This is a genomic window from Nocardioides guangzhouensis (assembly GCF_004519545.1).
Taxonomy (GTDB): domain Bacteria; phylum Actinomycetota; class Actinomycetes; order Propionibacteriales; family Nocardioidaceae; genus Nocardioides; species Nocardioides guangzhouensis.
In genome coordinates this window covers 1-24,786 of record NZ_SDKM01000050.1, presented here as the reverse complement: position 1 = coordinate 24,786, position 24,786 = coordinate 1, and the positions used below count along the sequence as shown (strand labels likewise).

The window sequence follows — 24,786 nt, the reverse complement described above, 5'->3', positions numbered from 1 at the left end:
GCTGGTCGTCGTGGAAGACCGGGATGTCGAGCCGCTCCTTGAGCCGCTGCTCGATCTCGAAGCACCGGGGCGCGGAGATGTCCTCGAGGTTGATGCCGCCGAACGACGGCGCGAGGCGGGCGACGGTCTCGACGATCTCGTCGGTGTCGGTGGTGGCCAGGCAGATGGGGACGGCGTCGACGCCGCCGAACTGCTTGAACAGCACCGCCTTGCCCTCCATCACGGGCATCGCGGCGGCCGGGCCGATGTCGCCGAGGCCGAGGACCGCGGTGCCGTCGGTGACCACCGCGACGGTGTTGGGCACCCACGTGTAGTGCCGGGTCATCTCCGGGTCCGCCGCGATCGCCTCGCACACCCGGGCCACGCCGGGCGTGTAGGCCAGGGACAGGTCCGCGGCTCCTTCGAGCGGTGCGGTCGACCGGATCGCCATCTTGCCGGCGACGTGCAGGTCGAAGACCGGGTCACCCTCGAACGGGTGACCGGCCGGCGGACGGTCCATGGAGGCAGGCATCGCGTGCTTTCGGGTCAGGTGAGGCGTACTGGTGTCCCGGCTACGACGCGACGGGTGTGCCGCGGAACCGTTCGGACCAGGGGGTCTCCCTTTCCTGCATCCTGACACACCCGGCGGTCGGGCCCGGATGCTGTCCGTCACCGGCTCAGGGCGGGGGTACGGCGCGGGGTGACGCGGGCAGCCGCGGCGGCCAGACGCGCAGCCAGACCACGCCGAGGACGGCGTCCTCGGGGAGCGTGCCGCGGTGCCGGGAGTCCACGCCCTCGGCCGGGTTGTCGCTGAGCACCCACCAGCCGGCAGCCCCGGTCCGGGTCGGCCTGCGCTCCGTCGCGCGCTTCACGGCGAGCGTCCCGTCGGGGAGGCGGACCAGCACCCGGGCGCCCGGCCGCACCCGTCCGCCGTACCGCACGAGCAGGCGGTCGCCGTCGCGCAGCCCGGGCTCCATCGAGCGTCCGTGCACGCGCGCCAGCCCGACGAGACCCCCGTTCGGTCGAGTGGTCACGCGGAGTAGTGTCGCAACCGACCGCCGGATCCATGGCACGAGGAGAGGAATACCCCAGCATGTTTGCTCGACTGCTTGCCCCCACCGTCGACGTCCAGGCGCACTGTGACCTGCCGTGCGGGGTCTACGACCCGGCGCAGGCCCGCATCGAGGCCGAGTCGATCAAGGCGATCATCGCCAAGGTCGCGGACAACGACGACCCCGACTTCCGCACTCGCGCCGTCCTCATCAAGGAGCAGCGTTCGGAGCTCGTCAAGCACCACCTCTGGGTCTTGTGGACCGACTACTTCAAGCCGCCGCACTTCGAGAAGTACCCGCAGCTGCACACGTTGGTCAACGAGGCCACCAAGCTGGCCGGTGCCTCCGGCACCAAGGGCGAGCTCGACGCCGGCAAGGCCGACGAGCTGCTGGCCAAGATCGACGAGATCGCCGAGATCTTCTGGGAGACGAAGAAGGGCTGACGGAGTCAGCCCTTCTCGGCTACAGGAAGACCCCCGGGCGGAGCCCGGGGGTCTTCACCGTCTCACCGCAACCACAGGCGACGATCAGCAGGAACACAGTGGCGGAGCCCGGGGGTCGTCACCGTCCCCGCCCCACCACCAGGGACGATCAGCAGGAACCCAGCACCAACACCTCCAGTCCCACGTTTCACCGCCCGCTATCCGGATACGGTGATCCCATGCGCCCCGACGTCGAGCTGCGTCTCCCGGTTGACAGTGCCTACGTGTCCGTCCTCCGCGCCACGACGGTGAGCCTGGCAGCGCGTCTCGACTTCACCATTGACGACATCGAGGACCTGCGCATCGCGGTCGGCGAGGCGAGCGCGATGGTGCTGCCCAGCGCGACGGAGGGATCCGACCTGGTCTGCCGCTACTACATGCGGCCCGGTGAGGTGTCGATCACGGTCGCCGTCGAGAGCGAGGACCCGGAGCTCCCCGAGGAGGAGGGCTTCGCGTGGCAGGTGCTCAGCGCGCTCACCACCGAGACGTCCACGACGTACGAGAACGGTGTCTTCAGCGTCACCCTGACGATGAACTCGACGGTGTCCCTCTGACATGTCTCAAGATCTCGGGGGAGAACCGGCGCCGCTGAGCGCCATGAAACAGGCGAGCGCCGAGCTCTTCACGGCGCTCAGGGACCCGCACGCGAGCGAGGCGGCGCGGTCGACGGCGCGGGAGGGCCTGGTGCACCTGCACCTGCCGCTGGTCGAGCACTGCGCGCGTCGGTTCCGCAACCGTGGCGAGCCGTTCGAGGACCTGGTCCAGGTCGGCACGATCGGGCTGATCAAGTCGGTCGACCGCTTCGACACCGACCGCGGCGTCGAGTTCTCGACGTACGCCACGCCCACGATCATCGGCGAGATCAAGCGCTACTTCCGCGACAAGGGCTGGGCGATCCGGGTGCCGCGCCGCCTGCAGGAGCTGCGGATGCAGATCAGCAGCGCCACCGCGGAGCTGACCCAGTCGCTCGGGCGGGCGCCGACGCCGACCGAGCTGGCCGGCGCGATCGGCTGCACGGTCGACGACGTGATCGAGGGCATCGAGTCCAGCAACGCCTACTCCACGCTCTCCCTCGATGCCGGCGACAGCGGCGACGACACCGGGATGTCGATGCTCGACACCATGGGCGTCGACGACCGGGGCCTCGAGCACGTGGAGCTGCGCGAGTCGCTCAAGCCGCTGCTGGAGAGCCTGCCGGCGCGCGAGAAGAACATCCTGATGCTGCGGTTCTTCAAGAACATGACCCAGTCGCAGATCGCGGCCGAGGTCGGCGTCAGCCAGATGCACATCTCACGGCTGCTGAACAAGACGCTCGAGCAGCTGCGCGGCTCGCTGGTCGACGGGAGCTGAGCCCGGCCGTCGCCACCCGCATGCTCGGCTGCGTGCTGGGCACCGTGGGTCCATGACTCCAGAAGAGCTGGTGGTACTGCAGGCCGTGGTCGACCGGGTCGGCGCCTACCAGGAGACCGCCGAGGACCGGGTGATCGTCGACGAGCTCCGGGAGGGTGTGGTGGAGGCCGGCATCGACGTCCCGGACGAACGGTTGCACCTCCTGGCGGAGGCGATCGAGCGCGAGGGCGGTCCGGTCCGCGTCGACGCGCAGGTGCCGTGACGACACCGTTTCGTCGACCGGGCTAGACCGGCTCGTCGTGCTCGTCGGAGAGGTAGTCGAGGCTGGCGGGGTGCAGGATCCCGGCGATCGTGACCAGCGACACGACGCCCAGGGCGAGCGCGACCAGCAGGGTGTCGCCGCCGCGGAAGCTCCAGGCCACCCCGAGCTGGATGAGCTGGGCCAGCACGACCGGGCTGCGCGCCCACGACCGGCCGCCGATCAGCGCCCATGCGCAGAACAGCAGGGCGGCGCCGTAGAGCGTGAAGAACAGGGACGACGTGACGCTGACCGCGACCCGGCTCGAGGTGAGGCTGGCGATCTCGAGCACGGCGTAGCCGAGCAGAACGATCGCCTCGACCACGGTGAGGATGGCCGCCACCGTGAGCGGGGCCGGTACGGCGTCGAGGCGGGATCTGCTCACGGGCGGAAACTGTACTTGTGACGAAAGTGACCACCGCAGGGGGTTGTGTGGGCGCTCAATCGTTGTCAGGCTTGTCTGCGGCCCTCGTGAAGTGGTTCACGAGCCGCCCACCCCAAGCAAACCGGCCTCCGGCCGTGACGTCGCATGAGAAAGAGGGAGTTCTCCGCCATGGATTGGCGCCACCGTTCCGCGTGCCTCGACGAGGACCCGGAGCTGTTCTTCCCGATCGGCAACACCGGTCCGGCCATCCTCCAGATCGAGGAGGCCAAGCAGGTGTGCCGCCGCTGTGACGTGCGCGAGCAATGTCTCCAGTGGGCGCTCGAGGCGGGGCAGGACCACGGCGTCTGGGGAGGACTCAGCGAGGACGAGCGCCGCGCGCTTAAGCGCCGCAACGCCCGGGCTCGCGTCCGCACCGCCTGACGCCACCAGCCCGCTGGTTGAGGAACCGTCCCCACGCGGCCGCCCGCTGGTTGAGGAGCCGTCCCCACGCGACCGCCCGCTGGTTGAGGAGGCGCGCCAGCGCCGTCTCGAAACCAAGGGTGGGCCTGCGATTGCGCACGGCTCGCCCCGCCATTGCCCACGGGTGGGTGTCAGTCGACGGGGACGTCGATGCCGACCCGGGTGCCGCTGGTGAGGGGTGCGTGGGCGGGCCCCATCTCGAACTGACCGTCGAGCTCGGACTCGACCAGGGTGCGCACGATGGAGAGCCCGAGGTTGACCGCGTCCGGGTCGAAGCCGGGCGGCAGGCCCTGGCCGTCGTCCTCCACGGTCACGTGCAGCCGCCCCACCAACCGGCGGGCGTCGACGGTGATCCGACCGCTCTCCCCTGCCGAGAAGCCGTGCTCGACGGCGTTCTGGAGCACCTCGGTGAGCACCATCGCCAGTGCGGTGGCCATCTCCGAGGACAGCACGCCGAAGCTGCCGCTGCGCTCGACCCGGACGTGCTGGCCGATCGCGCTGACCTCGGTCACCATCCGGCAGAGCCGGTCCGCGACCTCGTCGAACTCCACGTGCTCCTCGACGGCCTCGCTCAGGGTCTCGTGCACGATCGCGATCGAGCCCACCCGGCGTACCGCCTCCTCGAGCGCGGCCCGCGCGTCCGGGGTGTCCATGCGGCGGGCCTGGAGCCGCAGCAGGGCGGCGACGGTCTGCAGGTTGTTCTTCACACGGTGGTGGATCTCGCGGATGGTGGCGTCCTTGGTGACCAGCTCGCGATCGCGGCGGCGCAGCTCGGTGACGTCGCGGACCAGGATCAGCGCGCCGATGTGCTCGCCCTGCGGCCGGAGCGGGATCGACCGGAGGATCAGCGCGACCCCGGCCGACTCGACCTCGCTGTCGCGGTTGATCCGGCCTCCGAGCACTGCGCTCAGCGTCTCCTCGTCGGGGCGGCGGCGCGGCGGCACCAGCGTGCGGACGAGGTCGGCGAGCAGGTGGCCGGACAGGTCGCCGGTGTGGCCGAGCCGGCGGAAGACGCTGGTGGCGTTCGGCGAGGAGTAGACGACCCGGCCGGTGGCGTCGACGCGCACGAAGCCGTCGCCGACCCGCGGGGTGTCGGTGTGGTCGCTGCGGGTGCCCGGCACCGGGAAGTGGCCGTGGCTGATCATCCGGGTCAGGTCGCCCGCGGTCTGGAGGTAGGACAGCTCCAGCCGGCTCGGGGTCCGGACGCCGAGCAGGTTCGTGTTGCGGCCGATCACCGCGATCACCCGGTCCTCGCGGCGGACCGGGATGGTCTCCACCCGCACCGGTACGTCGTCGCGCCACTCGGGGTCGCCCTCCCGCACCACCCGGCCCTGCGCGTACGCCGCGTCGAGCAGCGGGCGGCGGCCCGTCGGCAGGAACATCCCGAGCACGTCGTCGAGCAGCGCGGTCGGCCCGGTGGTCGGCCGCATCTGCCCGGCAGCCCACCAGCCGCTGCCCTCCTTGTCGGGCAGCCACAGCACGAGATCGGCGAACGACAGGTCCGCGATGATCTGCCAGTCCGCCATCAGCAGGGAGAGCCACGCGAGGTCCTCGTCCGTGAGGTCCGTGTGCACCCGCGCGACTTCGTCGAAGGTGGGCATCGCGGGTGAGCCTAGAACAGCGGGCTGGCAGGATGGGCGCCATGGCATCTGGCTTCTGGGATCGCGTGGTGACCCACGGCCACCAGGTGCCCCAGGACCGGCCCCTCGACGACCTCACCGCCGAGCTCACGACCATGCTCGGCAGCCCCGACGCCCACCTCCGGGACCGGGTCGGCTACTCCACGCTGGCCACCTGGATCCACCGTGGCGTCTACGACGAGCTGCTGACCGGGCTGGGCGACGGGATGGCCGCCGGGCTCGAGAACGGGCTCGGCGACAACGGCAGCGACACGGTCTTCCGGCGCAGCTTCTCCGCCCTGCTGCTCGGCGAGTGCGTGGCCCGCGACAACGAGGAGCGCCTGCTGCCGGACAACCGGATCCTGCGCTGGGGCGACCGGATCGCCGCGTGGTACGTCCGCGAGCAGGACCTGCGCGGCTACGTCCCCGGCAAGGGCTGGGCGCATGCCGCCGCGCACGGCGCCGACGCGATCGCCGCGCTGGCCCAGTCCGCCGCGATGGGCGCACCCGAGCTGACCGTGCTGCTCGACGTGATGGCCGACCGGCTGCTGCTCCCCACCGACGAGAAGTTCGTGACCGGTGAGCCGGACCGGATGGCGGCCGCGGTGCTGGCGGTGCTGCGCCGCAACCTGGTCCCGCTCTCGGTGCTCGAGCCGTGGATCGGCCGGCTCGCGAACGGCGCCCGGCCCGGCCGCGGCGACAACCCCTGGGCGGACACGTTCAACGTGCAGGAGTTCCTGCGGGCGCTCCACCTGCACCTGGCGCTGGGCGGGCAACGGCCCGCCGTACGCTCCGACCTGCTGTTGGCGCTGGTCGACGCGCTGCGGTCCACCAACCCGCACTACTTGACCGGTGAGTAACCTGAGCCGCATGACCGACGTCACCCTCACCGGCCACGGTGGCCAGCACGCCGTCGAAGTGGCCCGCGCGCACGGCGTGGAGACCATGTTCACGCTGTCCGGCGCCCACGTCTTCCCGATGTACGACGGCGCGGTCAAGGCCGACCCCCCCACGCGGCTGGTCGACGTGCGCCACGAGCAGACCGCGGCGTTCGCGGCCGAGGCCACCGGGAAGCTGACCCGGGTCCCGGGCCTGGCCGTGCTCACCGCCGGCCCCGGCGTGACCAACGGCATCAGCGCGATCGCCCAGGCCCAGTTCAACGGGTCGCCGATGGTCGTCGTCGGCGGGCGCGCCCCGGCCAACCGCTGGGGCACCGGCAGCCTGCAGGAGCTGGACCAGCCGCCGATCATCGCGCCGGTCTCCAAGCAGGCCCGCACCCTGCACACCGCCGACACGATCGCCTCCGGCATGGACGAGGCGTTCACGCTGGCCGGGTCCGCGCACCGCGGCCCGGTGTTCGTGGACGTCCCGATGGACGAGTTCTTCAACAGCGCCGAGGTCGAGGTCGACCTCGCGCAGCCGGTCAAGCGCGACTCCCACGACCCCGAGGCACTCGGCGCGATCGCCGAGCTGATCGGCCGGGCCGACCGGCCGGTGCTGATCCTCGGCACCGACGTGTGGGCAGACCGGGCCGAGGTCGCCGCCCTGGCCCTGGTCGAGACCCTCGGCATCCCCGCGATCACCAACGGCATGGGCCGCGGCGTGATCCCCGGCGGGCACCCGCTGCTGGTCACCAAGGCCCGCGGCCAGGCCCTCGGCACCGCCGACCTCGTGATCGTGGTCGGCACCCCGCTCGACTTCCGGCTCGGGTACGGCGTCTTCGGCGGCAAGGACGGCGCCCCACCGGCCTCCGTCGTGCACGTCGCCGACAGTGCCGGCCAGGTGTCCGGCCACGCCGAGCTGGCCGGCTCCGTCCACGGCGACCTGGCCGCCATCCTCGAGGCGCTGGGCGACGCGGTGCCCCAGGTGGTGCGCAAGCCCGACTGGTCGCCCTGGGTGACCGGGCTGCAGGAGACCGTGGCCGCCGCCGTCGAGCGCGACCGCGGCCTCCTGGACGCCGAGGCCGACCCGATCCACCCGGCCCGCATCTACGGCGAGCTGGTCCCCCGCCTGGCCGACGACGCTGTCGTGATCGGCGACGGCGGCGACTTCGTGTCGTTCGCCGGCAAGTTCGTGGAGCCGAAGCGGCCCGGCTGCTGGCTCGACCCCGGCCCCTACGGCTGCCTCGGTGCCGGGCTCGGCGCCGCGATGGCCGCCCGGGTCGCCCGGCCCTCCTCCCAGGTCGTGCTGCTGCTCGGCGACGGCGCCGCCGGCTTCTCGCTGATGGACGTCGACTCACTGGTCCGGCAGGGCCTCCCGGTCGTGATGGTCTGCGGCAACAACTCCGCGTGGGGCCTGGAGAAGGGTCCGATGCAGATGCTCTACGGCTACGACGTGGCCGCGGACCTCGCCCAGCGCACGCCGTACGACGAGGTCGTCAAGGCGCTCGGCGGGGCCGGCGAGACCGTGACCGACCCGCGCCGGATCGGGGAGGCGATGGACCGCGCCTTCGACTCCGGCGTGCCCTACCTCGTCAACGTGATCACCGACGTCAACGCGGCCTACCCGCGCAACACCTTCGGCATCTGACATGCAGGTCCGGACGGCCCGGCCCTCGGAGTACGCCGCGATCGGCGACATCACGGTGGCGGCGTACGTCGACGGGGGCTACGTCCCGCACGGGCACGGGTACGTCGACGAGCTCACCGACACCCTGACCCGGGCCTCCGGAGCGGAGGTCTGGGTCGCGGTCGGCGACCGTGGCGAGCTGCTCGGGTCGATCACCTGGTGCCCGATCGGCTCCACCTGGCGTGAGATCGCGCGCGACGACGAGGGGGAGTTCCGCATGCTGGCCGTCGCGGACGGAGCCCGGCGCCAGGGGGTGGGCCGGGCGCTGATCCAGGCCTGCCTCGACGAGGCCCGGGCGACCGGCCTGGCGGGCGTCGCGATCTCGACGATGGCCGAGATGACCGACGCCCACCGGGTCTACGGCCGGCTCGGCTTCGTCCGGGCACCCGAGGACGACTGGTCCCCGGTGCCCGGCGTGGACCTGCTCGCGTTCCGGCTCCGGTTCTAGCCGACCCCGCCCACCGCCATGTCCCGGGGGGTGGGTCCCCGCACCCAGGGCGGTGCCCGGTCGGCACCGCGGTCGCCGTCGCCGGACTCCCGGTCGCTCCACTCCCAGTCGGCGGGGACGATGTCGACGGTCACCGTGCCGAGGTCGACCCGGCGTCCGTCGACGGTGATCGAGAAGGTCAGCTCCGTCCGCCCGGGCAGCACGGCTTCCCACGCGGTCGGCCAGTTCGGACCGTTGCGCCAGAAGTCGATGACGATCGACTCGCCCCGCTTGCGGGCGACCATGCCCTCCGCCCGACGCCCGTCTGCCCAGGCCCACACGTCGCTGCCCTCGGGCAGGGTGAGGCTGGCGCCGTCACGGACGTCGGCGTCGCTCAGGAAGGTGTAGTTGCGTTCCGGGTCCACCGCGCCGACCCCGATCGCGACCTCGTCGCCGGGCGCCTGCGGCCCGGCCGCGACCACCATCTGGACGTCGGTGCCCGGCGCCACCACAGCCCCGGGTGCCGGCCGCAGCGCGAGCACGGTGCCCGGCTCCGCGACCGGGTCCTCCCGCAGCACCACGCGGGGGTCGAGGCCGTAGTCGCGCAGGTCGGCGTAGACCGCGTCGTCCGAGGCGCCGCGCGACCTCGCGGCCACCCCGGCGTACCCGGGCACCGCGATCCGGTGCTCCAGGACCCGCACCCGGCCCAGCAGGCGGTCGACGTCCTCCCGGGTGGGTCCCTCGGCGGTGAACGCCGCCCGGTCGGAGAGCACGTAGACGGTCGCACGGCACACCCCGCCGACGCAGGCCGTCGCCGACCGCTCCGCCGGCTCACCGTCGATCCCGACGGTGCCGTCGGCCTGGAACCCGACCGGCCGGCTGCCGTGCAGGACCCGGACGCTCTGCACGTCCCGGGGCCGCGCGGCGCGGCAGAGGGGCGTGTCGCCGATGTCGAGGACCACGGTGTCGGCGATCGGGGTCCCGCAGCGCAACCGGTTGGTGCCCCAGTCGTCCGGCACCGCGATCGCTGCCCGCCCGACCCCGACCAGGCGCATCCCGTCGGGCGCCACGTCGGGGTCGCCGGGGCTACCTGTCTGCTGCCCGGGCGACCCCATCACCACGTCGAGCGCGAGGAGCACCAGGAGTGCGGCGGCCGCCCCGACCAGCCAGGTCGTACGCCGCCTCTGACGCTGCCGGCGCCCCTCGGCCACCAGCGCGTCGACCGGCGGAGCCAGCACCAGCACCCGGTCGCCGGCCCGTTCGAGCAGCGCGGCCAGCCGCGGGTCGATGGCGGGCCGGTCGGCCACCGGTCGCAGGCTCACGCGCCGCCTCCCAGACCGGCCAGCGCCGGGTCCCCGGCCAGCGCCTCTACCCCGATCACCAGGTCGTCCTCGAGGGCCGGCAGGGAGACCCCGGCCGCGGTGGCGGCCTGCAGCTCGTCCAGCCCGGCGTAGTGGCAGAGCACGACGGCGATCCGCTGGTGCTCGGGGAGCCGGGCCAGGCCGCGCAGCACGGCGTCGGCGAGCTCCCGCTCCGCGACGTCGTCGCCCTCGATCAGGCTGGGCCCGGTGTCGAGCGGGTGCTCGAGGGGGAACTCCCCCGGCCACCGCTCGCGCCGGACCGCAAGGAACGCCTCGACCAGGGCCCGGTGCACGTGGGCCTCCCGGTCCTCGGCCCGGCGCACCTGTGACCAGCGGGCCAGGCACCCGGCGAGCGCCGTACCCACGACCTCCTCGGCCTCGGCACGGGTGCAGCCGAGCAGCACCGCCGTCCGGACCATCCGCGGCCAGCGGGTCCCGACGTACTCGGTGAACTCCTGCTCGGTGCCCACCGCCCCATCCTCGCCCGGCGCGGCGGAACCCGGTAGAGGGCCGGTGCCACCAAGTCCGGGTCTGCTGTGGACGGGCGGGGCCGGTCAGAGGCGGGACAGGAACCGTTCGGCGTCCACGACCACCCGGGTCACCTCGCCGCTGCCGACCAGCTTCACGCCCTCCCGGGCGGCGACCGTGAACCGGACCAGCCGCCCGTCGACGTACGCCGACGACGCGGTGACCGTGACCTCGGCACCCACCGCACTGGCCGCGGTGTGCTCGAGCGTCACCCGGGTGCCGACGCTCGTGCTCCCCTCGGCCAGGGTCGGGTCGACGGCGGCGCAGGTCGCCGCCTCGCACCACGCGAGCAGGCGGGGGGTGCCCAGCACCGGCAGGCTGCCCGAGCCGACCGCGGCCGCCGTGTCGTCGTCGGTGACGGTGAACCTGAGCGTGGCTTCCAGCGCGTCCATGGCGGGCAGTCTAGGAAGCCCGGGATGCAGCGAGCCCCCGGGCCGGGTGGCTCGGGGGCTCAGCAGACCTGAAGGTCAGGCGTTGGGGCGCTTGCCGTGGTTCGCGCCCTTCTTCTTGCGAGCGCGGCGCTTGCGTCCGGTCTTGCCCATGGTGTCCTCCTGTGTGGTTCGCGGCGTCCAGTCTCTCAGGTCCGGGCACCGCGCGGCGAATCGGCCGGGTCAGCTCTCGGTGATCTGGACGTGGACCTCGCGGATCGAGAACAGCACCCGCTGCCGCAGCCCGTCGGGTGCGGACTCGGTGCACGAACGGGCCACGACCGCCTTCACGGTGCGCTCGAGGTCGTACTTGTGGAGGCACGGCCCGCACTCGTCGAGGTGGGCGCGGACCACGCTGCAGTCGGCCTCGTCCAGCTCGTTGTCCAGGAAGTAGATGATCCGTTCGAGGTAGTCGGCGCAGCCCTCGGGCTCCTCGTGGCCGTGCGTGCTCACGACTCGCCTCCCTCACGACCGACGGTCAGCAGGTCGTTCTCACGGACGTAGCCGGAGAGCATGTCGCGCAGCTGACGACGGCCGCGGTGCAGGCGGGACATGACGGTGCCGATAGGGGTGTCCATGATCTCGGCGATCTCCTTGTACGGGAATCCCTCCACGTCGGCGAGGTAGACCGCCAGACGGAACTCCTCCGGAAGCCGCTGGAGCGCGTCCTTGACCTGCGAGTCGGGCAGGTGCTCCAGCGCCTCCATCTCCGCGGAGCGCAGGCCCGTCGACGTGTGCGCCTCGGCCCGGTGGAGCTGCCAGTCCTCGACGTCCTCGGACATCGACTGCTGCGGCTCCCGCTGCTTCTTGCGGTAGGAGTTGATGAACGTGTTCGTGAGGATGCGGTAGAGCCAGGCCTTGAGGTTGGTGCCCGGCTTGAACTGGTGGAACGCCGAGTAGGCCTTGGCGAACGTCTCCTGGACCAGGTCCTCCGCGTCGGCGGGGTTGCGGGTCATCCGCAGGGCAGCCGAGTAGAGCTGGTCGAGGAAGGGCAGTGCGTCGCGCTCGAAGCGGGCGGAACGGTCCGCCTCGCTCTCGGTGGCGACGTCGACGGGCTCGACGTCGTTCACGACGCCGTCGGGGGTCTGGTCTGTCATCGCCTCCCAGCCTACTGGCAGGGTCAGGGACGGACCGATCTGACGAGGAAGCACGGCGAGCACGTGTAGAGGAACACGGGTGGTGCGCGGAAGATTCCCCGGGACCTAGCCGGTCACCTGGCCGACCCCCGGCCCGGCCACCTCGCGGACCACCCACTCCAGGGTGGCCTCGACCAGCATCGCGGCCACGTCGCCGGCGCTGACGTCGGCGGACTTCGGCACCTTCAGCCCGTGGTCGGCCCACGGCACCACCACCAGCTCGGTGCCCTCGGGGAACTCCTCGGGGCGACCCATCGAGTCCCGCTCCCCCTGCACCACCAGCGTCGGCACGCCGGCGCCGGTGAGCTCGTCGACCCGCGACGTCTCGGGGCGGCCAGGCGGGTGCAGCGGGAACGAGATCGCGAGCGCCCCGGCCGCCCCCAGCGCGGTGGCGCAGCGGCAGGCGGAGCGGGCCCCGGCGGACCGGCCACCGACCACCAGCGGGGTGGTCGGCCGGATGGCGCCGGCGGCCGCGGTGAGCGCGGCGTCGAGCGTCGGCGGCGGGGTGGCGACCTTGCGGCCGGCGACCCGCCAGGGCTGCTCGAGCCGGTGCACGGTGATGCCCTGGGCCGGCAGGTCCGCGGCCAGTGCCGCGAGGTCGTGGGTGTCGATGCCGGCACCGGCGCCGTGGCTGACCAGCAGCGTCGCGATCGGGTGCCGGGCCTTCGACGTGACCAGTCGGCCCTCGCCGTGCGGGGTGTCGATGCTGCGGACGGTGTCACTCATCGCGGCTCCTCACGAGAGCGGCAGCGGGTCGAGGAGGTGGGGGCCGTTGTTGCGCACGTTGCCGACGGCCGTGGACACGGGGTAGGCCTCGAGCAGGCCCGGCGCGGCGGGTTCCAGCAGCGCGAGACGGTCGTCGCCGGACTTGGTGGGGTCGAGCCACGCCGCCCACCGCTCGCGCGGGACCATCAGCGGCATCCGGTCGTGGATGTGGCCGACGTCGTCCTCGGCCTCGGTCGTCAGCACCGTGCAGGTCCACCGGAACCGCTCCGGGTCGTCGTCGGCCTTGTCCGGGTCGCGCCAGACCTCGTAGAGCCCCGCCATCGCCAGCACCCCGCCGTCCTTCGGACGGATGAAGAACGGCTGCTTCTTCGGCTTGCCCGCCAAGGTCTGCTCCTCGGTGGGGTACCACTCGAAGTACCCGTCGGCGGGCAGCAGGCAGCGCCGCGAGGCGAACGCCCGGCGGAACGCCGGCTTCTCGGCGACCGTCTCCATGCGGGCGTTGATCATGCGGTTGCCGATCGCCGGGTCCTTGGCCCAGGACGGCACCAGCCCCCAGCGGAGGACCCGGAGCTGGCGCTGGGCCGGCTCCTGCTTCTCCCGGTCCGGCGGCCGCTCGACCACGGCGTACACCTCCTTGGTGGGGGCGACGTTGTAGTCCGGCTCGAGCGCGGCGGGCACCCGGGACTCCTCGACCTCGAACTCCTCGACGAGGTCCTCGGGGCGCCGGGAGGAGGCGTAGCGACCGCACATGCAGCCAATCTAGTCGTCGCCGGTGACAGAGGGTGGGCTGTGCGAGAGCGGGGCTCAGCCGCGGGCGAGCTCGTCGAGGAGCACGGCAGCGGAGTCGTCCGTCGCGGGCAGGCCCTCGATCCACACGCGGGTCGGGTGGTCCGCGGACATCAGCATGGTCCGCAGCAGGGCGGTACGGCGCCCGAGCCGCTCGTCGCGCTCGGCCAGCACGACGACGCGGGTGGTGCCGAGCCGACCGATCGTCTCGTGGCCGGGGAACACGGTCCGCGCGGTCTCGCCGAGGCGGGCCAGGCGCAGCGAGCGGGAGAACCGGTCGTGATCGGTCCGGACCAGCTCGGGCCGGTGGTCGGCCATCTCGACCACGACGAGCGCGTGGGTGTGCGGGATGGTGCCGTCGCCGTAGTCGAAGCTGCGGTAGAGCTCGGAGAGCCGGCTGCGGACGTGAGCCAGGCTGGACAGCCCGGTCAGCGGGTCCTCGCAGGAGAGCCGGTGCAGGTAGGCCAGGGTGGCCTCGCTCCACGCCACGCTCAGGGCCTGGACGTCGGCGAAGGAGGGGTCGCGGCCGGTCACGGCGACGCTGGTCTCGCGGAGCGCCTGGAGCGCCTCGTCGAGCGAGGCACCGTCCTGGGCGAGCGCACGACCGGCGATCTCGCAGGGGACCACGGCCGTGGATCCCGAGGCGAGGGCCTCCCCTACTGCCTCGAAGCGGGCCGGCAGGCGGCGCCGTACCCCCTCGGGCAGCTCCCGCCCCGCCCCGGGACCGTCCGTGGCGCCCGAACGCGGCTTGGTCGCGAACAATCCCACGGCTGCTCCCCTCTGCAACGAGTCGGTCGTGCGCCGTCTTCCGGCGCCTGGCTGTCGGTTTCTGGCAGTGTTTCCGGGCGGTGCTCGTGCGCGCGGGCGACCCGCCCCAACGGGGCGCCCTGCAGGGAAGAAACGGCCGGGTGACGCGGTCATGACGCGGATTTCTCATCTTTTTTCGTTACGCCTTTTCCGGGGGTGCGCGCGGTTAGACTCCGGAGGCGGGTCTCGGGTACCCACCCGCAGCGCCGAGGGGGCCCAGTGAGCGAGACGCTTCTTGCACCGGACGTGGGCGATGCCGAGCTGATCTCGGCCGTCCGCGGCGGTGACGTGTCCGCATACGGGCTTCTCTTCGAGCGCCACGTCGAGGCCGCGCGGCGGCTGGCCCGGCAGATCGCAGGTCCCAGCGACGCCGAGGACCTGGTCTCCGACGCCTTCGCCAAGGTGCTCCGGGTGCTCCAGTCCGGGGGTGGGCCCGACGTCGCCTTCCGCGCCTACCTGCTCACCGCCGTACGCCGGCTCCACGTCGACCGCGCCCGGGCCGGGTCCCGGCTCACCACCACCGACGAGATGGAGAAGTTCGATCCCGGCGTGCCGTTCCGCGACACGGCCGTCGAGGGCTTCGACAACGCCGCCGCGGCCGCCGCCTTCGCCTCGCTCCCCGAGCGGTGGCAGCTGGTGCTGTGGCACACCGAGGTGGAGGGCCAGAAGCCGGCGGACATCGCTCCCCTGCTGGGGATGAGCGCCAACTCGGTCTCCGCCCTCGCCTACCGCGCCCGCGAGGGCCTGCGCCAGGCCTTCCTCAACTCCCACATCCGCGACCTCGAGGACGCGGAGTGCCGCTGGACCCACGACCACCTCGGCGCCTACGTCCGCAACGGCGTCTCGAAGCGCGACGCGTCCAAGGTCGAGTCGCACCTCGACGAGTGCCGCAAGTGCATGGCGATCTACCTCGAGCTCACCGAGGTCAACTCCAACCTGTCCGGCATCCTCGGTCCGCTGGTCCTCGGCGGCGCCGCCGCGGCGTACATCGCGCATGGGACGACGGTGGCCAAGGCCGGGTTCTTCCTCACGGCCGCCGGGCGGGTGCGCGACACGGTCACCTCCAACGTGCCGCTCAGCGCGGCGGTCGGGGTCGCCGCGGTCTCGACGGTGGTCGGCGTCAGCGTGGTCGTCACGCTCAACCAGGGCCCGGACGACTCCGTGGACCTGGCCGACGTGCCCAAGGGGCCGGTCGCCTCGTCCAGCCGGACCCCGGGCGAGCCCGACAGCACCGACCCGAACAGCCCCGGCGACACCGACCTGCGCAGCCTCGGCCCCCGCGACCTCTCGACGCTCCCCGCCGGCTCCCTGCCGGCAGCGACCCTCCCGACGGACGGCGCTGGCGACGGGGCGACCGAGCCGTCCACGGACGGCGTGACCGACGGGTCCACCGACGGAAGCGGATCCGGCTCGACGGACGGTTCCGGGAACGGCGATGGTTCCGGGAACGGCGATGGCTCCGGGAACGGCAACGGCAACGGCAACGGGAACGGCAACGGGAACGGCAACGGGAACGGGAACGGGAACCCGGGCAACCCGCCGGGCAACCAGCCGCCGCACCGAGGCACCGACGCAGCGGTCGAGGTCCAGGTCGGTGGCGACGACGACACTGCCGTGATCAACGTGCTGACCGCGGCCGACATCGAGGACGTCGACGGCGACCCGCTCAAGGTCACCGACGCCTCGCTCACGCCCGAGGGCGCCGGCAGCGTGTCGCTCGGCGCCGTCCAGGCGCGCGCTGCGGTCACCGGTGACGAGCCGTTCGTCACCTACCACCGCAACGCGGCCTACTCCGGAGACGCCACCATCCACTACACGGTCAGCGACGGCGAGCACCGCCTGCGCGGCACGATCACGCTGCACGTCGAGGCCCGCAACCACGTCCCGGTCGCCGTCGCCGACGCGGTCTCCACCGGCTTCAACCAGCCGGTGACGGTCGACGTGGTGGCCAACGACACCGACCCGGACGGCGACCCGCTCCACCTGGTCTCGGTGACCGGCGCCCAGCACGGCAGCGCCGCGGTGGTCGAGGGCAAGGTCCTCTACACACCGAACGACGGCTGGACCGGCCCCGACACCCTGTCGTACGTCGTGAGCGACGGCCGCAAGACCGACACCGGCTCGCTGACCGTCACCACCAACGAGGCGCCGCCGGTCAACCGGCGCCCGGTCACCGTGGACGACGTCGCCGACACCGCGGCCGGGCAGCCGGTCACCGTCGACGTGATCGCCAACGACACGGACCCCGACGGCGACGCCCTCGAGCTGGTCTCGGCCACCGGGGCGCAGCACGGCAGCACGCAGGTCGTCGGCGGCAAGCTCGTCTACACGCCGAACGACGGCTGGACCGGCCAGGACGTCGTGACGTACGTCGTGAGCGACGGCCGGCTGACGGCCCAGGGCTCGCTGACCGTCACCACCCGGGCGGTCCCGCCGGTGAACCGCAAGCCCGAGCCCGTGGACGACTTCGCCGACACGGCCGCCGGGCAGCCGGTCACCGTCGACGTGGTCGCCAACGACACCGACCCCGACGGCGACGACCTGACCCTCGTCTCCGTGGACGGCGCCCAGCACGGCACCGCCGTGGTCGTCGACGGCAAGGTCGTCTACACCCCGCGCAACGGCTGGACCGGCCAGGACGTCGTGACGTACGTCGTGAGCGACGGCCGGCTGACGGCCCAGGGTTCCCTGACCGTCACCACCTCGGCGGTCCCGCCGGCCAACCGCCCGCCGGTCACCGTGGACGACTTCGCCGACACCGTCGCCGGGCAGCCGGTCACCGTCGACGTGGTCGCCAACGACACCGACCCCGACGGCGACGACCTCACCCTCGTCTCGGTGGACGGCGCCCAGCACGGCACCGCCGTGGTCGAGGACGGCACGGTCGTCTACACCGCCGACGCAGGCTTCACCGGGACCGAGGTCCTCGCCTACACCGTCTCGGACGGCACCGACACCGCCACCGGCAAGCTCAAGGTCGAGGTCACCAAGGCCCCGCCAGCGAACCGGGCGCCCGAGACCAAGGACGACCGCGCCACCACCGGCGCCGGCCAGCCGGTCACCGTCGACGTCCTCGACAACGACACCGACCCCGACGGCGACGACCNGCCGCCGGGCAGCCGGTCACCGTCGACGTGGTCGCCAACGACACCGACCCCGACGGCGACGACCTGACCCTCGTCTCCGTGGACGGCGCCCAGCACGGCACCGCCGTGGTCGTCGACGGCAAGGTCGTCTACACCCCGCGCAACGGCTGGACCGGCCAGGACGTCGTGACGTACGTCGTGAGCGACGGCCGGCTGACGGCCCAGGGTTCCCTGACCGTCACCACCTCGGCGGTCCCGCCGGCCAACCGCCCGCCGGTCACCGTGGACGACTTCGCCGACACCGTCGCCGGGCAGCCGGTCACCGTCGACGTGGTCGCCAACGACACCGACCCCGACGGCGACGACCTCACCCTCGTCTCGGTGGACGGCGCCCAGCACGGCACCGCCGTGGTCGAGGACGGCACGGTCGTCTACACCGCCGACGCAGGCTTCACCGGGACCGAGGTCCTCGCCTACACCGTCTCGGACGGCACCGACACCGCCACCGGCAAGCTCAAGGTCGAGGTCACCAAGGCCCCGCCAGCGAACCGGGCGCCCGAGACCAAGGACGACCGCGCCACCACCGGCGCCGGCCAGCCGGTCACCGTCGACGTCCTCGACAACGACACCGACCCCGACGGCGACGACCTCACGCTCGTCTCCGTGAGCGGGGCCCAGCACGGAACCGCCGAGGTCATCGACGGCCGGGTCGTCTACACCCCCGACCAGGGCTGGGCCGGTGACGACACCATGTCCTACGTCGTCAGCGACGGCACCGACCAGGCCACCGGTTCGCTCACCGTGACCACCGAGAAGACCCCGCCGGCCAACCGGGCGCCGGTCACGAAGCCGGACACCGCGGTCATCGACCACGGCACCTCGACGCTGATCGACGTCCTCGACAACGACACCGATCCTGACGGCGACGCGCTCACGCTCGTTTCGGTGGGCGGCGCCGAGCACGGCACGGTCGGGATCGAGGACGGCCGCGTCCGCTACACCCCGGACGAGGACTGGTCGGGTCCGGACAACGGCATGACCTACACCGTGACAGACGGCACGGAGACGGTGACCGAGAAGCTGCACGTGGTCACGCGGCCCCGCCCCAACCGGGCACCCCTCGCCGTCAACGACGAGGCCGCCGCGCAGGCCACCAAGGGTGGCTCGGTCCGGCTCGACGTGGTCGCCAACGACAGCGATCCAGATGGTGACCAGCTGACCGTCACCGGAGTCTCCGGTGTCCAGAACGGCACCGTCGCGATCGACGGCCACGACCTCGTCTTCACCTACGACGACACCTTCGCCGGCACGGAGACCTTCGCCTACATCGTGAGCGACGGCGAGTACGACGCCACGGGCCAGGTGACCGTCACCGTCGACAACGCCGACCCGAAGGCGGGCGACGACATCGTGCCGGCCGCGGTCCGGGCCGGGACGTCGGTCACGCTGGACGTGCTGAAGAACGACTCGGACCCGAACGGCGACGCCCTCACCGTCGGCGAGGTCGGCAAGGCCGGGCGCGGCAAGCCGACGGTCGTGGGCGGGAAGGTCGTCTACACCGCGTTCGCCGACGCCACGCCGGGAACGGACTCCTTCACCTACGTCGTGAAGGACCCCCGCGGCGGCTCGGCCGTCGGTCGGGTCGACCTGACGGTGGTTGGTTCCGCGGACCTGGGGCTCGAGGTCGAGCACCGCGTGACCGGCATCAACACCTGGTTCGACGTCACCGCGACCGGCGCCACCGCGAAGGTGCCGGGCGACCTGGTCGTCTCCTGGGACACGCTGCTCGACCGGGAGAAGGTGTTCGCGCCGAAGCTCTGCGAGCGGACCGGTGAGAAGCAGCTCACCTGCCGCCTGACCGCCGACGAGGAGTTCACGGTGCGGTTCCAGGACCTCCCCGTCGGACTCCGGTTGACGATGGAGTTCACGCCGGCCGAGGGGTACGTCGACCCGACGCCGGAGCTCTACACCTGGCCGTGAGGCGGGCCGCGCTCGGTAGCCTTCGGCGTGTGACCACGCCCGATCCCTGGCCGGCCCCGCGCGCCGACGCCCCCGTCGACGTGACCGTCGGGCTGCCCGGGTCCAAGTCGCTGACGAACCGGGCGCTGGTGCTGGCGGCGATCGCCGACCGGCCCTCCGTCGTACGCCGGGCCCTGCGGTCGCGCGACACCTCGCTGATGGCCGCGGCGCTGACCGCGCTCGGCTCGCCCGTCGACACCTCGGGCGACGACTGGCTGGTCAGTCCCGGCGCCTTCGACCGGGACGCGACCGTGGACTGCGGCCTGGCCGGCACCGTGATGCGCTTCGTGCCGCCGGTCGCCGGCCTGTCGTCCGGCACGATCTCCTTCGACGGCGACCCGCACATGCGCAACCGCCCCGTCGGCGAGGTGCTCGGCGCGTTGCGCGGGCTCGGCGTGGCGGTCTCGCCCGGCGACCGGCTCCCGTTCTCGATCGCGGGCGCCGGGCACGTGCCCGGCGGCCGGGTGGTCATCGACGCGTCCGCGTCGTCGCAGTTCGTCTCCGCGCTCCTGCTGGCCGGCGCCCGCTTCGACCGCGGTGTCGACGTGCTGCACGAGGGCAAGCCGGTGCCGTCGCTCCCCCACATCGAGATGACCGTCGACCTGCTCCGGCGGCACGGCGTCGAGGTCGACGACACGGACGCCGACCGCTGGGTGGTCGCCCCCGGACCGGTCACCGCCCGCGACCACACCATCGAGCCGGACCTCTCCAACGCCGGTCCGTTCCTGGCCCTGGCCGCGGTCAGCGGTGGCCGGGTGACGGTGCGCGACTGGCCCCGGGCCACCACCCAGGCCGGCGACGCGCTGCGGGAGATCCTGGCCGCGATGGGCTGCACCGTGGCGTTCGCCGACGACGGGCTGACCGTCACCGGATCCGGGACGATCGCCGGCGTCGACCTCGACCTGCACGACGTCGGCGAGCTCACCCCCGTGGTCGCCGCCCTGTGCGCGCTCGCGGACTCCCCGTCCCACCTGCGCGGCATCGCCCACATCCGGGCCCACGAGACCGACCGGCTGGCCGCGCTGGCCACCGAGCTCGGCGGTCTCGGCGCCGACGTGACCGAGCGCGAGGACGGCCTGTCGTTCCGGCCCGCGCGCCTGCACGGCGGCGTGTTCCACACCTACTCCGACCACCGGATGGCGCACGCCGGCGTGGTGGTCGGTGCCGCCGTCGGCGGGGTGCTCGTCGAGAACGTCGACACCACGTCCAAGACCTTCCCCGGGTTCGCGGGCGTCTGGTCGGGTCTCCTGTGAGCGGCCGGTACGACGAGCACGACCACGAGCACTACGAACGCCCGCGCCGTCGTACCCGCCCCCGCACCAAGGAGCGCCCGTCGTACGACGACGCCGTCGACGGGATCGTCGTGACCGTCGACCGCGGTCGGTTCACGCTGCTGGTCGAGGGCCGCACGGTGATGGCGATGAAGTCCCGCCCGCTGGGGCGCAAGGGCGTCGTGGTCGGCGACCGGGTGCGGGTGGTCGGCGACATCTCCGGCACCGACGGCACCTTGGCCCGCATCGTCGAGGTCACCGACCGGTCCACCACCCTGCGCCGCACGGCGGACGACGACGACCCGGTCGAACGGGTCATCGTCGCCAACGCCGACCAGCTGGTGGTGGTCACCGCGCTGGCCGACCCCGAGCCGCGGCCGCGGCTGATCGACCGGGCGCTGGTGGCGGCGTACGACGCGGGGATGCGGCCGATCCTGTGCCTCACCAAGGCGGACCTCGCGGACCCGGAGACGCTGCTGGCGACCTACCGCCACCTCGGGGTGGCCTGGGTGGTGACCCAGCGCGGCGGCGACCTCGCCCCGGTGCGCGAGGTGCTGGAGGGCCACACGAGCGTGCTGGTCGGGCACAGCGGGGTCGGCAAGTCGACGCTGGTCAACGCCCTGGTGCCGGACGCCGGGCGCGAGGTGGGCGTGGTCAACGCGGTCACGGGGCGAGGGCGGCACACGTCCACGTCGGCGTACATGCTGGCGCTTCCCGACGAGCGTGGCTGGATCGTCGACACCCCCGGGATCCGGTCGTTCGGGCTCGCCCACGTCGACCCGGACCGGCTGATCGAGGCGTTCCCGGACCTCGACGAGATGACCGACGAGTGCCCGCGCGGCTGCACGCACGGCGAGGGCGAGCCGGAGTGCGGGCTCGACGAGGCGATCGCGACCGGCGGGGTGGACCCGCTGCGGGTGGAGTCGTTCCGGCGGCTGCTCGCCGCGCGCGACGTCGACCCCTGGACGGTCGGCTAGGTCAGATCGGCCGAGTCATTGGTCGGGGTCACTGGCTGGAGGGGGCCGTGAACCCGCTCCACACGGCCCGCGCGCCGGCGTCGCCGGTGCCGATCACCATCGCGAGGGAGGCGACCGCGAGGATCGTCACCATCGCCATCAGCGACCATTCCACCACCGGGGCGTGCCGCGCCCGGCCGAACCGGCCGGAGGCCAGCCCCGACGGGCCGCCCAGCCCCCAGGCGGCCAGGAAGACCAGCAGCGCGAACACGATCGTCACCCAGAACAGCACGGAGGCTCGTTCGCGGTGCAGCGTGACCGCCGACGACTGCTTCAACGCGGGCTGGCTGTCGAGGAAGGACCTGCCGGAGAAGTAGGCCGCCATCACCGCGCCGAGCGCCACGGTGGTGAAGCCGACCGCCGGCCACCGGGTCGCCCACCGCCACCGCGGGACCCAGGCGTAGACCACCGCGATCACGGTCGCCAGCGGCAGGAACACCACGGCGGCGTGCACGATGAGGACATGCGCCGGTAGGCCATTGATCTCCATGGGCGACACCCTAGAGGAGCGCACCGAGCCGACTCTGGGAATAACCTGTCGCACATGCCCACCGACTACACCGATGACCTGCGCCTGGCGCACGTCCTCGCCGACGACGCCGACTCGCTCACGCAGGCACGGTTCAAGGCGCTCGACCTGCACGTGATGAGCAAGCCGGACCTCACCCCTGTCACGGACGCCGACAACGCGGTGGAGGAGGGCATCCGCCGCACCCTGTCTCGGGTCCGCTCCCGGGACGCGGTGCTCGGCGAGGAGCAGGGGTCGACCGGGCACAGCCAGCGCCGGTGGGTGATCGACCCGATCGACGGCACCAAGAACTACGTGCGCGGCGTCCCGGTGTGGGCGACGCTGATCGCGCTGGTCGTCGACGACGAGGTGGTGCTCGGCGTGGTCTCGGCCCCGCGGCTGCAGCGGCGCTGGTGGGCGTCGTCCAGCAACGGCGCCTGGACCGGGCGCTCGCTGCTCAAGGCCACCCAGATCCACACCTCCGACGTGCGCCGGCTCGAGGACGCGTCGCTGTCCTACGCGTCGCTGGGCGGCTGGGACGAGCGGGGCCGGCTGGAGGACTTCCTGTCGCTGTCGCGGCGCTGCTGGCGGACCCGGGCGTACGGCGACTTCTGGTCCTACATGCTGCTCGCCGAGGGGGCCGTCGACATCGCGGCCGAGCCGGAGCTGCACCTCTACGACATGGCGGCGCTGGACGTGATCGTGCGCGAGGCCGGAGGCGAGTTCACCTCGCTCGACGGCACGCCCGGCCCGTTCGGCGGCAACGCCCTGGCCTCCAACGGGCACCTCCACGAGGCCGCGCTGGCGTTCCTCGGCTCGGTACCGGACGGCGACGACCCGGACGCCCGCGCCCACGGCGAGGGCTCCGTGCACGCCTTCCGGAGCCGTCGTACCCCGGAGTCGGCGGACGAGCCGCCGCTGGGCTGAGCTCCCGGTCTGCCCGCCCAGCCGCTCCCGGCCGTGGTCACGCCCTGTTCAACGGGGCCGCGACCCGGCTAGCGTTGTGGGAGGGTTCCGACGAACGAGGAGGTCGCATGCGCATCAACGATGTGCTCCGGGGCAAGCCCCGCCACGACGTGGTCACGATCAGCCCGGACGCCACCGTCCGCGAGCTGATCCGGTTGCTCGCCCAGCACAACGTAGGTGCCCTGATCGTGAGCGAGGACGGCTCGTCCGTCACCGGGATCGTGTCCGAGCGCGACGTCGTACGCCGACTCAACGAGTCCGACGACGTCCTCACCCACCCGGTCTCGGCGATCATGACCGCCGAGGTGCAGACCTGCGAGGGCACCACCCCCGTCGACCAGCTCATGCAGATCATGACCGACCGCCGCATCCGCCACGTCCCGGTGGTGGAGGACGGACAGCTGTCCGGCATCATCTCCATCGGTGACGTGGTCAAGAGCCGGATCGGTGAGCTGGAGTTCGAGCGCGACCAGCTCGACCACTACGTCCACCAGACCTGACCCCCGCTCCCGCCCAACCGTGCGCCATGGCGGGCCGAGCCGTGCGCCATGGCGGGCCGAGCGGCCAGGCCTTGCGGGGCCGCGCCCTGAGCCCCGCACCCGACTGCCCCGATGGAGAGGAACCCCATGGACAAGCCCGAGATCGACTTCCCCGACTTCCCGCCGCCCGACGACCTGGTGGTCAACGACCTGGTCGAGGGCGAGGGGGCCGAGGCGACGTCCGGGTCCACCGTCTCTGTGCACTACGTCGGGGTGGCGCACTCGACCGGCGAGGAGTTCGACGCGTCGTACAACCGGGGTGAGCCGCTGCGCTTCCGCCTCGGCATCGGCCAGGTCATCTCCGGCTGGGACGCCGGCGTGCAGGGGATGAAGGTCGGCGGACGGCGGCAGCTGGTCATCCCGCCGCACCTCGGGTACGGCGACCGCGGTGCCGGCGGCGTCATCAAGCCGGGCGAGACGCTGATCTTCGTCGTCGACCTGCTCGGCGTCTCCTGACCCCACCGTTGAGTCGCGCCTCGCTGCGGGTTGAGTCGCGCCTCGCTGTGCGGTGAGTCGCGCCTCGCTGCGCGGTGAATCGCGCCTCGCTGCGCGGTGAGTCGCGCCTCGCTGCGCGGTGAGTCGCGCCTCGCTCAGCCGACTCGCGCGGACTCGCTACCCAAGGTGACGACGTCGCCCTTCACGAGCTGACGTCCGCGCCGGGTCTCGACCTCGCCGTTCACCGTCACCAACCCGTCGGCGGTCACATGCTTGGCATCGGAGCCGTTCTCGATCAGGTTCGCCAGCTTGAGGAACTGGCCGAGGCGGATCGAGTCGTCGCGGATCGGGACGTCGTACGTCATGCGCCCATCTTGGCCCTCTGCCGGCGGGGAGGCGCAACTCAACGCCCAGCGCAGCGCAACCCAACCCCCAGCGCAGCGCAACCCAACCCCCAGCGCAGCGCAACTCAACCCCCAGCGCAGCGCAACTCAACCCACAGGGAGGCGCAACTCAACGAGGAGGGGACGCTCCTATGGATCGTCAAGCCCTGAC

Annotated in this window: 30 protein-coding genes; 15 read left to right on the top strand and 15 right to left on the bottom strand. The window is 72.6% G+C overall.

What is annotated here, in order from left to right; translation table 11 throughout:
• Together EKO23_RS22205 and EKO23_RS22200 are read right to left on the bottom strand one after the other, a co-directional pair.
• On the bottom strand, window positions 1-499 hold a 499-nt coding region (locus EKO23_RS22205), incomplete at its 3' end, for an NAD(P)-dependent malic enzyme (RefSeq protein WP_425464415.1).
• 157 nt (window positions 500-656) lie between these two features.
• Entirely contained in the window at window positions 657-1,013 is a 357-nt protein-coding gene (locus EKO23_RS22200) for a S24/S26 family peptidase (protein ID WP_246051242.1), read from the bottom strand.
• A gap of 59 nt (window positions 1,014-1,072) precedes the next feature.
• On the opposite strand from EKO23_RS22200, the gene sodN reads away from it, so the two are divergent.
• The 4 genes from sodN to EKO23_RS22180 all read left to right on the top strand — a co-directional run bounded on the left by sodN (window position 1,073) and on the right by EKO23_RS22180 (window position 3,125).
• Window positions 1,073-1,474, top strand: a complete 402-nt coding sequence (sodN, locus tag EKO23_RS22195) for a superoxide dismutase, Ni (protein ID WP_134720671.1) — start codon at window positions 1,073-1,075, stop codon at window positions 1,472-1,474.
• Window positions 1,475-1,692: 218 nt separating this feature from the next.
• Window positions 1,693-2,067, top strand: coding sequence for an ATP-binding protein (locus EKO23_RS22190; protein WP_134720670.1), 375 nt, complete (start codon window positions 1,693-1,695; stop codon window positions 2,065-2,067).
• 43 nt (window positions 2,068-2,110) lie between these two features.
• Window positions 2,111-2,863 (top strand): RNA polymerase sigma factor SigF, encoded by a 753-nt coding sequence (locus EKO23_RS22185; protein ID WP_246051241.1) that lies wholly within the window; start codon window positions 2,111-2,113, stop codon window positions 2,861-2,863.
• Between the two features lie 52 nt (window positions 2,864-2,915).
• The gene (locus EKO23_RS22180) at window positions 2,916-3,125 is read left to right on the top strand and encodes a hypothetical protein (protein WP_134720668.1); all 210 of its coding nucleotides are present in this window, start codon (window positions 2,916-2,918) and stop codon (window positions 3,123-3,125) included.
• Between the two features lie 22 nt (window positions 3,126-3,147).
• Here EKO23_RS22180 and EKO23_RS22175 read toward each other — a convergent pair whose 3' ends face one another.
• Window positions 3,148-3,546, bottom strand: coding sequence for a hypothetical protein (locus tag EKO23_RS22175; RefSeq protein ID WP_134720667.1), 399 nt, complete (start codon window positions 3,544-3,546; stop codon window positions 3,148-3,150).
• A 168-nt stretch (window positions 3,547-3,714) separates the two neighbouring features.
• On the opposite strand from EKO23_RS22175, the gene EKO23_RS22170 reads away from it, so the two are divergent.
• A complete protein-coding gene (locus tag EKO23_RS22170; RefSeq protein ID WP_134720666.1) occupies window positions 3,715-3,966 on the top strand; it encodes a WhiB family transcriptional regulator in 252 nt (83 codons plus the stop codon).
• 170 nt (window positions 3,967-4,136) lie between these two features.
• Here the strand turns inward: EKO23_RS22170 and EKO23_RS22165 are convergent, their stop codons facing one another.
• Window positions 4,137-5,606: a sensor histidine kinase gene (locus EKO23_RS22165; RefSeq protein WP_134720665.1), complete on the bottom strand. Its 1,470-nt coding sequence runs from the start codon at window positions 5,604-5,606 to the stop codon at window positions 4,137-4,139.
• Between the two features lie 41 nt (window positions 5,607-5,647).
• Here EKO23_RS22165 and EKO23_RS22160 point away from each other — a divergent pair, with 41 nt between their 5' ends.
• From EKO23_RS22160 to EKO23_RS22150, 3 genes are read left to right on the top strand one after another with little or no spacing between them, the layout of a single operon-like run.
• Entirely contained in the window at window positions 5,648-6,484 is an 837-nt protein-coding gene (locus EKO23_RS22160; RefSeq protein WP_134720664.1) for a DUF2785 domain-containing protein, read from the top strand.
• Between the two features lie 10 nt (window positions 6,485-6,494).
• The gene (locus tag EKO23_RS22155) at window positions 6,495-8,153 is read left to right on the top strand and encodes an acetolactate synthase (protein ID WP_134720663.1); all 1,659 of its coding nucleotides are present in this window, start codon (window positions 6,495-6,497) and stop codon (window positions 8,151-8,153) included.
• A gap of 1 nt (window position 8,154) precedes the next feature.
• Window positions 8,155-8,640: a GNAT family N-acetyltransferase gene (locus EKO23_RS22150; protein ID WP_134720662.1), complete on the top strand. Its 486-nt coding sequence runs from the start codon at window positions 8,155-8,157 to the stop codon at window positions 8,638-8,640.
• On the opposite strand, the gene EKO23_RS22145 is transcribed toward EKO23_RS22150, so the two are convergent.
• The 9 genes from EKO23_RS22145 to EKO23_RS22110 form a co-directional block, all read right to left on the bottom strand.
• Window positions 8,637-9,941, bottom strand: coding sequence for a hypothetical protein (locus EKO23_RS22145; RefSeq protein WP_134720661.1), 1,305 nt, complete (start codon window positions 9,939-9,941; stop codon window positions 8,637-8,639). The two genes, EKO23_RS22150 and EKO23_RS22145, sit on opposite strands and share 4 nt — an antisense overlap.
• On the bottom strand, window positions 9,938-10,450 hold the full coding sequence (locus EKO23_RS22140) for a SigE family RNA polymerase sigma factor (RefSeq protein WP_134720660.1): 513 nt from the start codon (window positions 10,448-10,450) through the stop codon (window positions 9,938-9,940). Before EKO23_RS22140 ends, EKO23_RS22145 begins: the two co-directional genes overlap by 4 nt.
• Window positions 10,451-10,534: 84 nt before the next feature.
• Window positions 10,535-10,900 (bottom strand): thioesterase family protein, encoded by a 366-nt coding sequence (locus tag EKO23_RS22135; protein WP_134720659.1) that lies wholly within the window; start codon window positions 10,898-10,900, stop codon window positions 10,535-10,537.
• A gap of 75 nt (window positions 10,901-10,975) precedes the next feature.
• Window positions 10,976-11,050, bottom strand: a complete 75-nt coding sequence (locus tag EKO23_RS26755) for a 50S ribosomal protein bL37 (RefSeq protein WP_369759046.1) — start codon at window positions 11,048-11,050, stop codon at window positions 10,976-10,978.
• Window positions 11,051-11,119: 69 nt separating this feature from the next.
• Window positions 11,120-11,389, bottom strand: coding sequence for a mycothiol system anti-sigma-R factor (gene rsrA / locus EKO23_RS22130; RefSeq protein ID WP_134720658.1), 270 nt, complete (start codon window positions 11,387-11,389; stop codon window positions 11,120-11,122).
• A complete protein-coding gene (locus EKO23_RS22125; protein WP_167880598.1) occupies window positions 11,386-12,033 on the bottom strand; it encodes a sigma-70 family RNA polymerase sigma factor in 648 nt (215 codons plus the stop codon). Before EKO23_RS22125 ends, rsrA begins: the two co-directional genes overlap by 4 nt.
• A gap of 105 nt (window positions 12,034-12,138) precedes the next feature.
• Window positions 12,139-12,798: an alpha/beta hydrolase family protein gene (locus EKO23_RS22120; RefSeq protein ID WP_134720656.1), complete on the bottom strand. Its 660-nt coding sequence runs from the start codon at window positions 12,796-12,798 to the stop codon at window positions 12,139-12,141.
• Between the two features lie 9 nt (window positions 12,799-12,807).
• Window positions 12,808-13,548: an SOS response-associated peptidase gene (locus EKO23_RS22115; protein ID WP_134720655.1), complete on the bottom strand. Its 741-nt coding sequence runs from the start codon at window positions 13,546-13,548 to the stop codon at window positions 12,808-12,810.
• A gap of 54 nt (window positions 13,549-13,602) precedes the next feature.
• Entirely contained in the window at window positions 13,603-14,352 is a 750-nt protein-coding gene (locus tag EKO23_RS22110; RefSeq protein WP_134720654.1) for a hypothetical protein, read from the bottom strand.
• Between the two features lie 195 nt (window positions 14,353-14,547).
• On the opposite strand from EKO23_RS22110, the gene EKO23_RS22105 reads away from it, so the two are divergent.
• The 4 genes from EKO23_RS22105 to rsgA are packed head-to-tail and all read left to right on the top strand — an operon-like array spanning window position 14,548 to window position 21,744.
• Window positions 14,548-17,565, top strand: coding sequence for a sigma-70 family RNA polymerase sigma factor (locus EKO23_RS22105; protein WP_425464414.1), 3,018 nt, complete (start codon window positions 14,548-14,550; stop codon window positions 17,563-17,565).
• A complete protein-coding gene (locus EKO23_RS22100; RefSeq protein WP_134720652.1) occupies window positions 17,526-19,457 on the top strand; it encodes an Ig-like domain-containing protein in 1,932 nt (643 codons plus the stop codon). Before EKO23_RS22105 ends, EKO23_RS22100 begins: the two co-directional genes overlap by 40 nt.
• A gap of 29 nt (window positions 19,458-19,486) precedes the next feature.
• On the top strand, window positions 19,487-20,749 hold the full coding sequence (aroA, locus tag EKO23_RS22095; protein ID WP_134720651.1) for a 3-phosphoshikimate 1-carboxyvinyltransferase: 1,263 nt from the start codon (window positions 19,487-19,489) through the stop codon (window positions 20,747-20,749).
• On the top strand, window positions 20,746-21,744 hold the full coding sequence (gene rsgA, locus EKO23_RS22090) for a ribosome small subunit-dependent GTPase A (protein WP_134720650.1): 999 nt from the start codon (window positions 20,746-20,748) through the stop codon (window positions 21,742-21,744). Before aroA ends, rsgA begins: the two co-directional genes overlap by 4 nt.
• A gap of 28 nt (window positions 21,745-21,772) precedes the next feature.
• Here rsgA and EKO23_RS22085 read toward each other — a convergent pair whose 3' ends face one another.
• Window positions 21,773-22,273 carry a hypothetical protein gene (locus tag EKO23_RS22085; protein ID WP_134720649.1) on the bottom strand — a complete coding sequence of 167 codons (501 nt, stop codon included), beginning with the start codon at window positions 22,271-22,273 and terminating at the stop codon, window positions 21,773-21,775.
• A gap of 54 nt (window positions 22,274-22,327) precedes the next feature.
• Between EKO23_RS22085 and EKO23_RS22080 the strand changes: the two genes are divergently transcribed.
• The 3 genes from EKO23_RS22080 to EKO23_RS22070 all read left to right on the top strand — a co-directional run bounded on the left by EKO23_RS22080 (window position 22,328) and on the right by EKO23_RS22070 (window position 24,252).
• Window positions 22,328-23,218 (top strand): inositol monophosphatase family protein, encoded by an 891-nt coding sequence (locus EKO23_RS22080; protein WP_134720648.1) that lies wholly within the window; start codon window positions 22,328-22,330, stop codon window positions 23,216-23,218.
• A gap of 107 nt (window positions 23,219-23,325) precedes the next feature.
• Window positions 23,326-23,757, top strand: a complete 432-nt coding sequence (locus tag EKO23_RS22075) for a CBS domain-containing protein (protein WP_134720647.1) — start codon at window positions 23,326-23,328, stop codon at window positions 23,755-23,757.
• Window positions 23,758-23,883: 126 nt separating this feature from the next.
• Complete coding sequence (locus tag EKO23_RS22070; RefSeq protein WP_134720646.1) at window positions 23,884-24,252, top strand: FKBP-type peptidyl-prolyl cis-trans isomerase; 369 nt, start codon at window positions 23,884-23,886, stop codon at window positions 24,250-24,252.
• A 134-nt stretch (window positions 24,253-24,386) separates the two neighbouring features.
• Here EKO23_RS22070 and EKO23_RS22065 read toward each other — a convergent pair whose 3' ends face one another.
• Window positions 24,387-24,596, bottom strand: coding sequence for an RNA-binding S4 domain-containing protein (locus EKO23_RS22065; RefSeq protein ID WP_134720645.1), 210 nt, complete (start codon window positions 24,594-24,596; stop codon window positions 24,387-24,389).
• Window positions 24,597-24,786: the final 190 nt, after the last annotated feature.

Bases quoted from the DNA above. Each gene is read 5' to 3' on its own strand.
- sodN (WP_134720671.1), top strand. From the start codon at position 1,073: ATGTTTGCTCGACTGCTTGCCCCCACCGTCGACGTCCAGGCGCACTGT.
- EKO23_RS22190 (WP_134720670.1), top strand. From the start codon at position 1,693: ATGCGCCCCGACGTCGAGCTGCGTCTCCCGGTTGACAGTGCCTACGTG.
- EKO23_RS22185 (WP_246051241.1), top strand. From the start codon at position 2,111: ATGAAACAGGCGAGCGCCGAGCTCTTCACGGCGCTCAGGGACCCGCAC.
- EKO23_RS22180 (WP_134720668.1), top strand. From the start codon at position 2,916: ATGACTCCAGAAGAGCTGGTGGTACTGCAGGCCGTGGTCGACCGGGTC.
- EKO23_RS22170 (WP_134720666.1), top strand. From the start codon at position 3,715: ATGGATTGGCGCCACCGTTCCGCGTGCCTCGACGAGGACCCGGAGCTG.
- EKO23_RS22165 (WP_134720665.1), bottom strand. From the start codon at position 5,606: ATGCCCACCTTCGACGAAGTCGCGCGGGTGCACACGGACCTCACGGAC.
- EKO23_RS22160 (WP_134720664.1), top strand. From the start codon at position 5,648: ATGGCATCTGGCTTCTGGGATCGCGTGGTGACCCACGGCCACCAGGTG.
- EKO23_RS22155 (WP_134720663.1), top strand. From the start codon at position 6,495: ATGACCGACGTCACCCTCACCGGCCACGGTGGCCAGCACGCCGTCGAA.
- EKO23_RS22150 (WP_134720662.1), top strand. From the start codon at position 8,155: ATGCAGGTCCGGACGGCCCGGCCCTCGGAGTACGCCGCGATCGGCGAC.
- EKO23_RS22135 (WP_134720659.1), bottom strand. From the start codon at position 10,900: ATGGACGCGCTGGAAGCCACGCTCAGGTTCACCGTCACCGACGACGAC.
- EKO23_RS22125 (WP_167880598.1), bottom strand. From the start codon at position 12,033: ATGACAGACCAGACCCCCGACGGCGTCGTGAACGACGTCGAGCCCGTC.
- EKO23_RS22120 (WP_134720656.1), bottom strand. From the start codon at position 12,798: ATGAGTGACACCGTCCGCAGCATCGACACCCCGCACGGCGAGGGCCGA.
- EKO23_RS22115 (WP_134720655.1), bottom strand. From the start codon at position 13,548: ATGTGCGGTCGCTACGCCTCCTCCCGGCGCCCCGAGGACCTCGTCGAG.
- EKO23_RS22085 (WP_134720649.1), bottom strand. From the start codon at position 22,273: ATGGAGATCAATGGCCTACCGGCGCATGTCCTCATCGTGCACGCCGCC.
- EKO23_RS22080 (WP_134720648.1), top strand. From the start codon at position 22,328: ATGCCCACCGACTACACCGATGACCTGCGCCTGGCGCACGTCCTCGCC.
- EKO23_RS22075 (WP_134720647.1), top strand. From the start codon at position 23,326: ATGCGCATCAACGATGTGCTCCGGGGCAAGCCCCGCCACGACGTGGTC.
- EKO23_RS22070 (WP_134720646.1), top strand. From the start codon at position 23,884: ATGGACAAGCCCGAGATCGACTTCCCCGACTTCCCGCCGCCCGACGAC.
- EKO23_RS22065 (WP_134720645.1), bottom strand. From the start codon at position 24,596: ATGACGTACGACGTCCCGATCCGCGACGACTCGATCCGCCTCGGCCAG.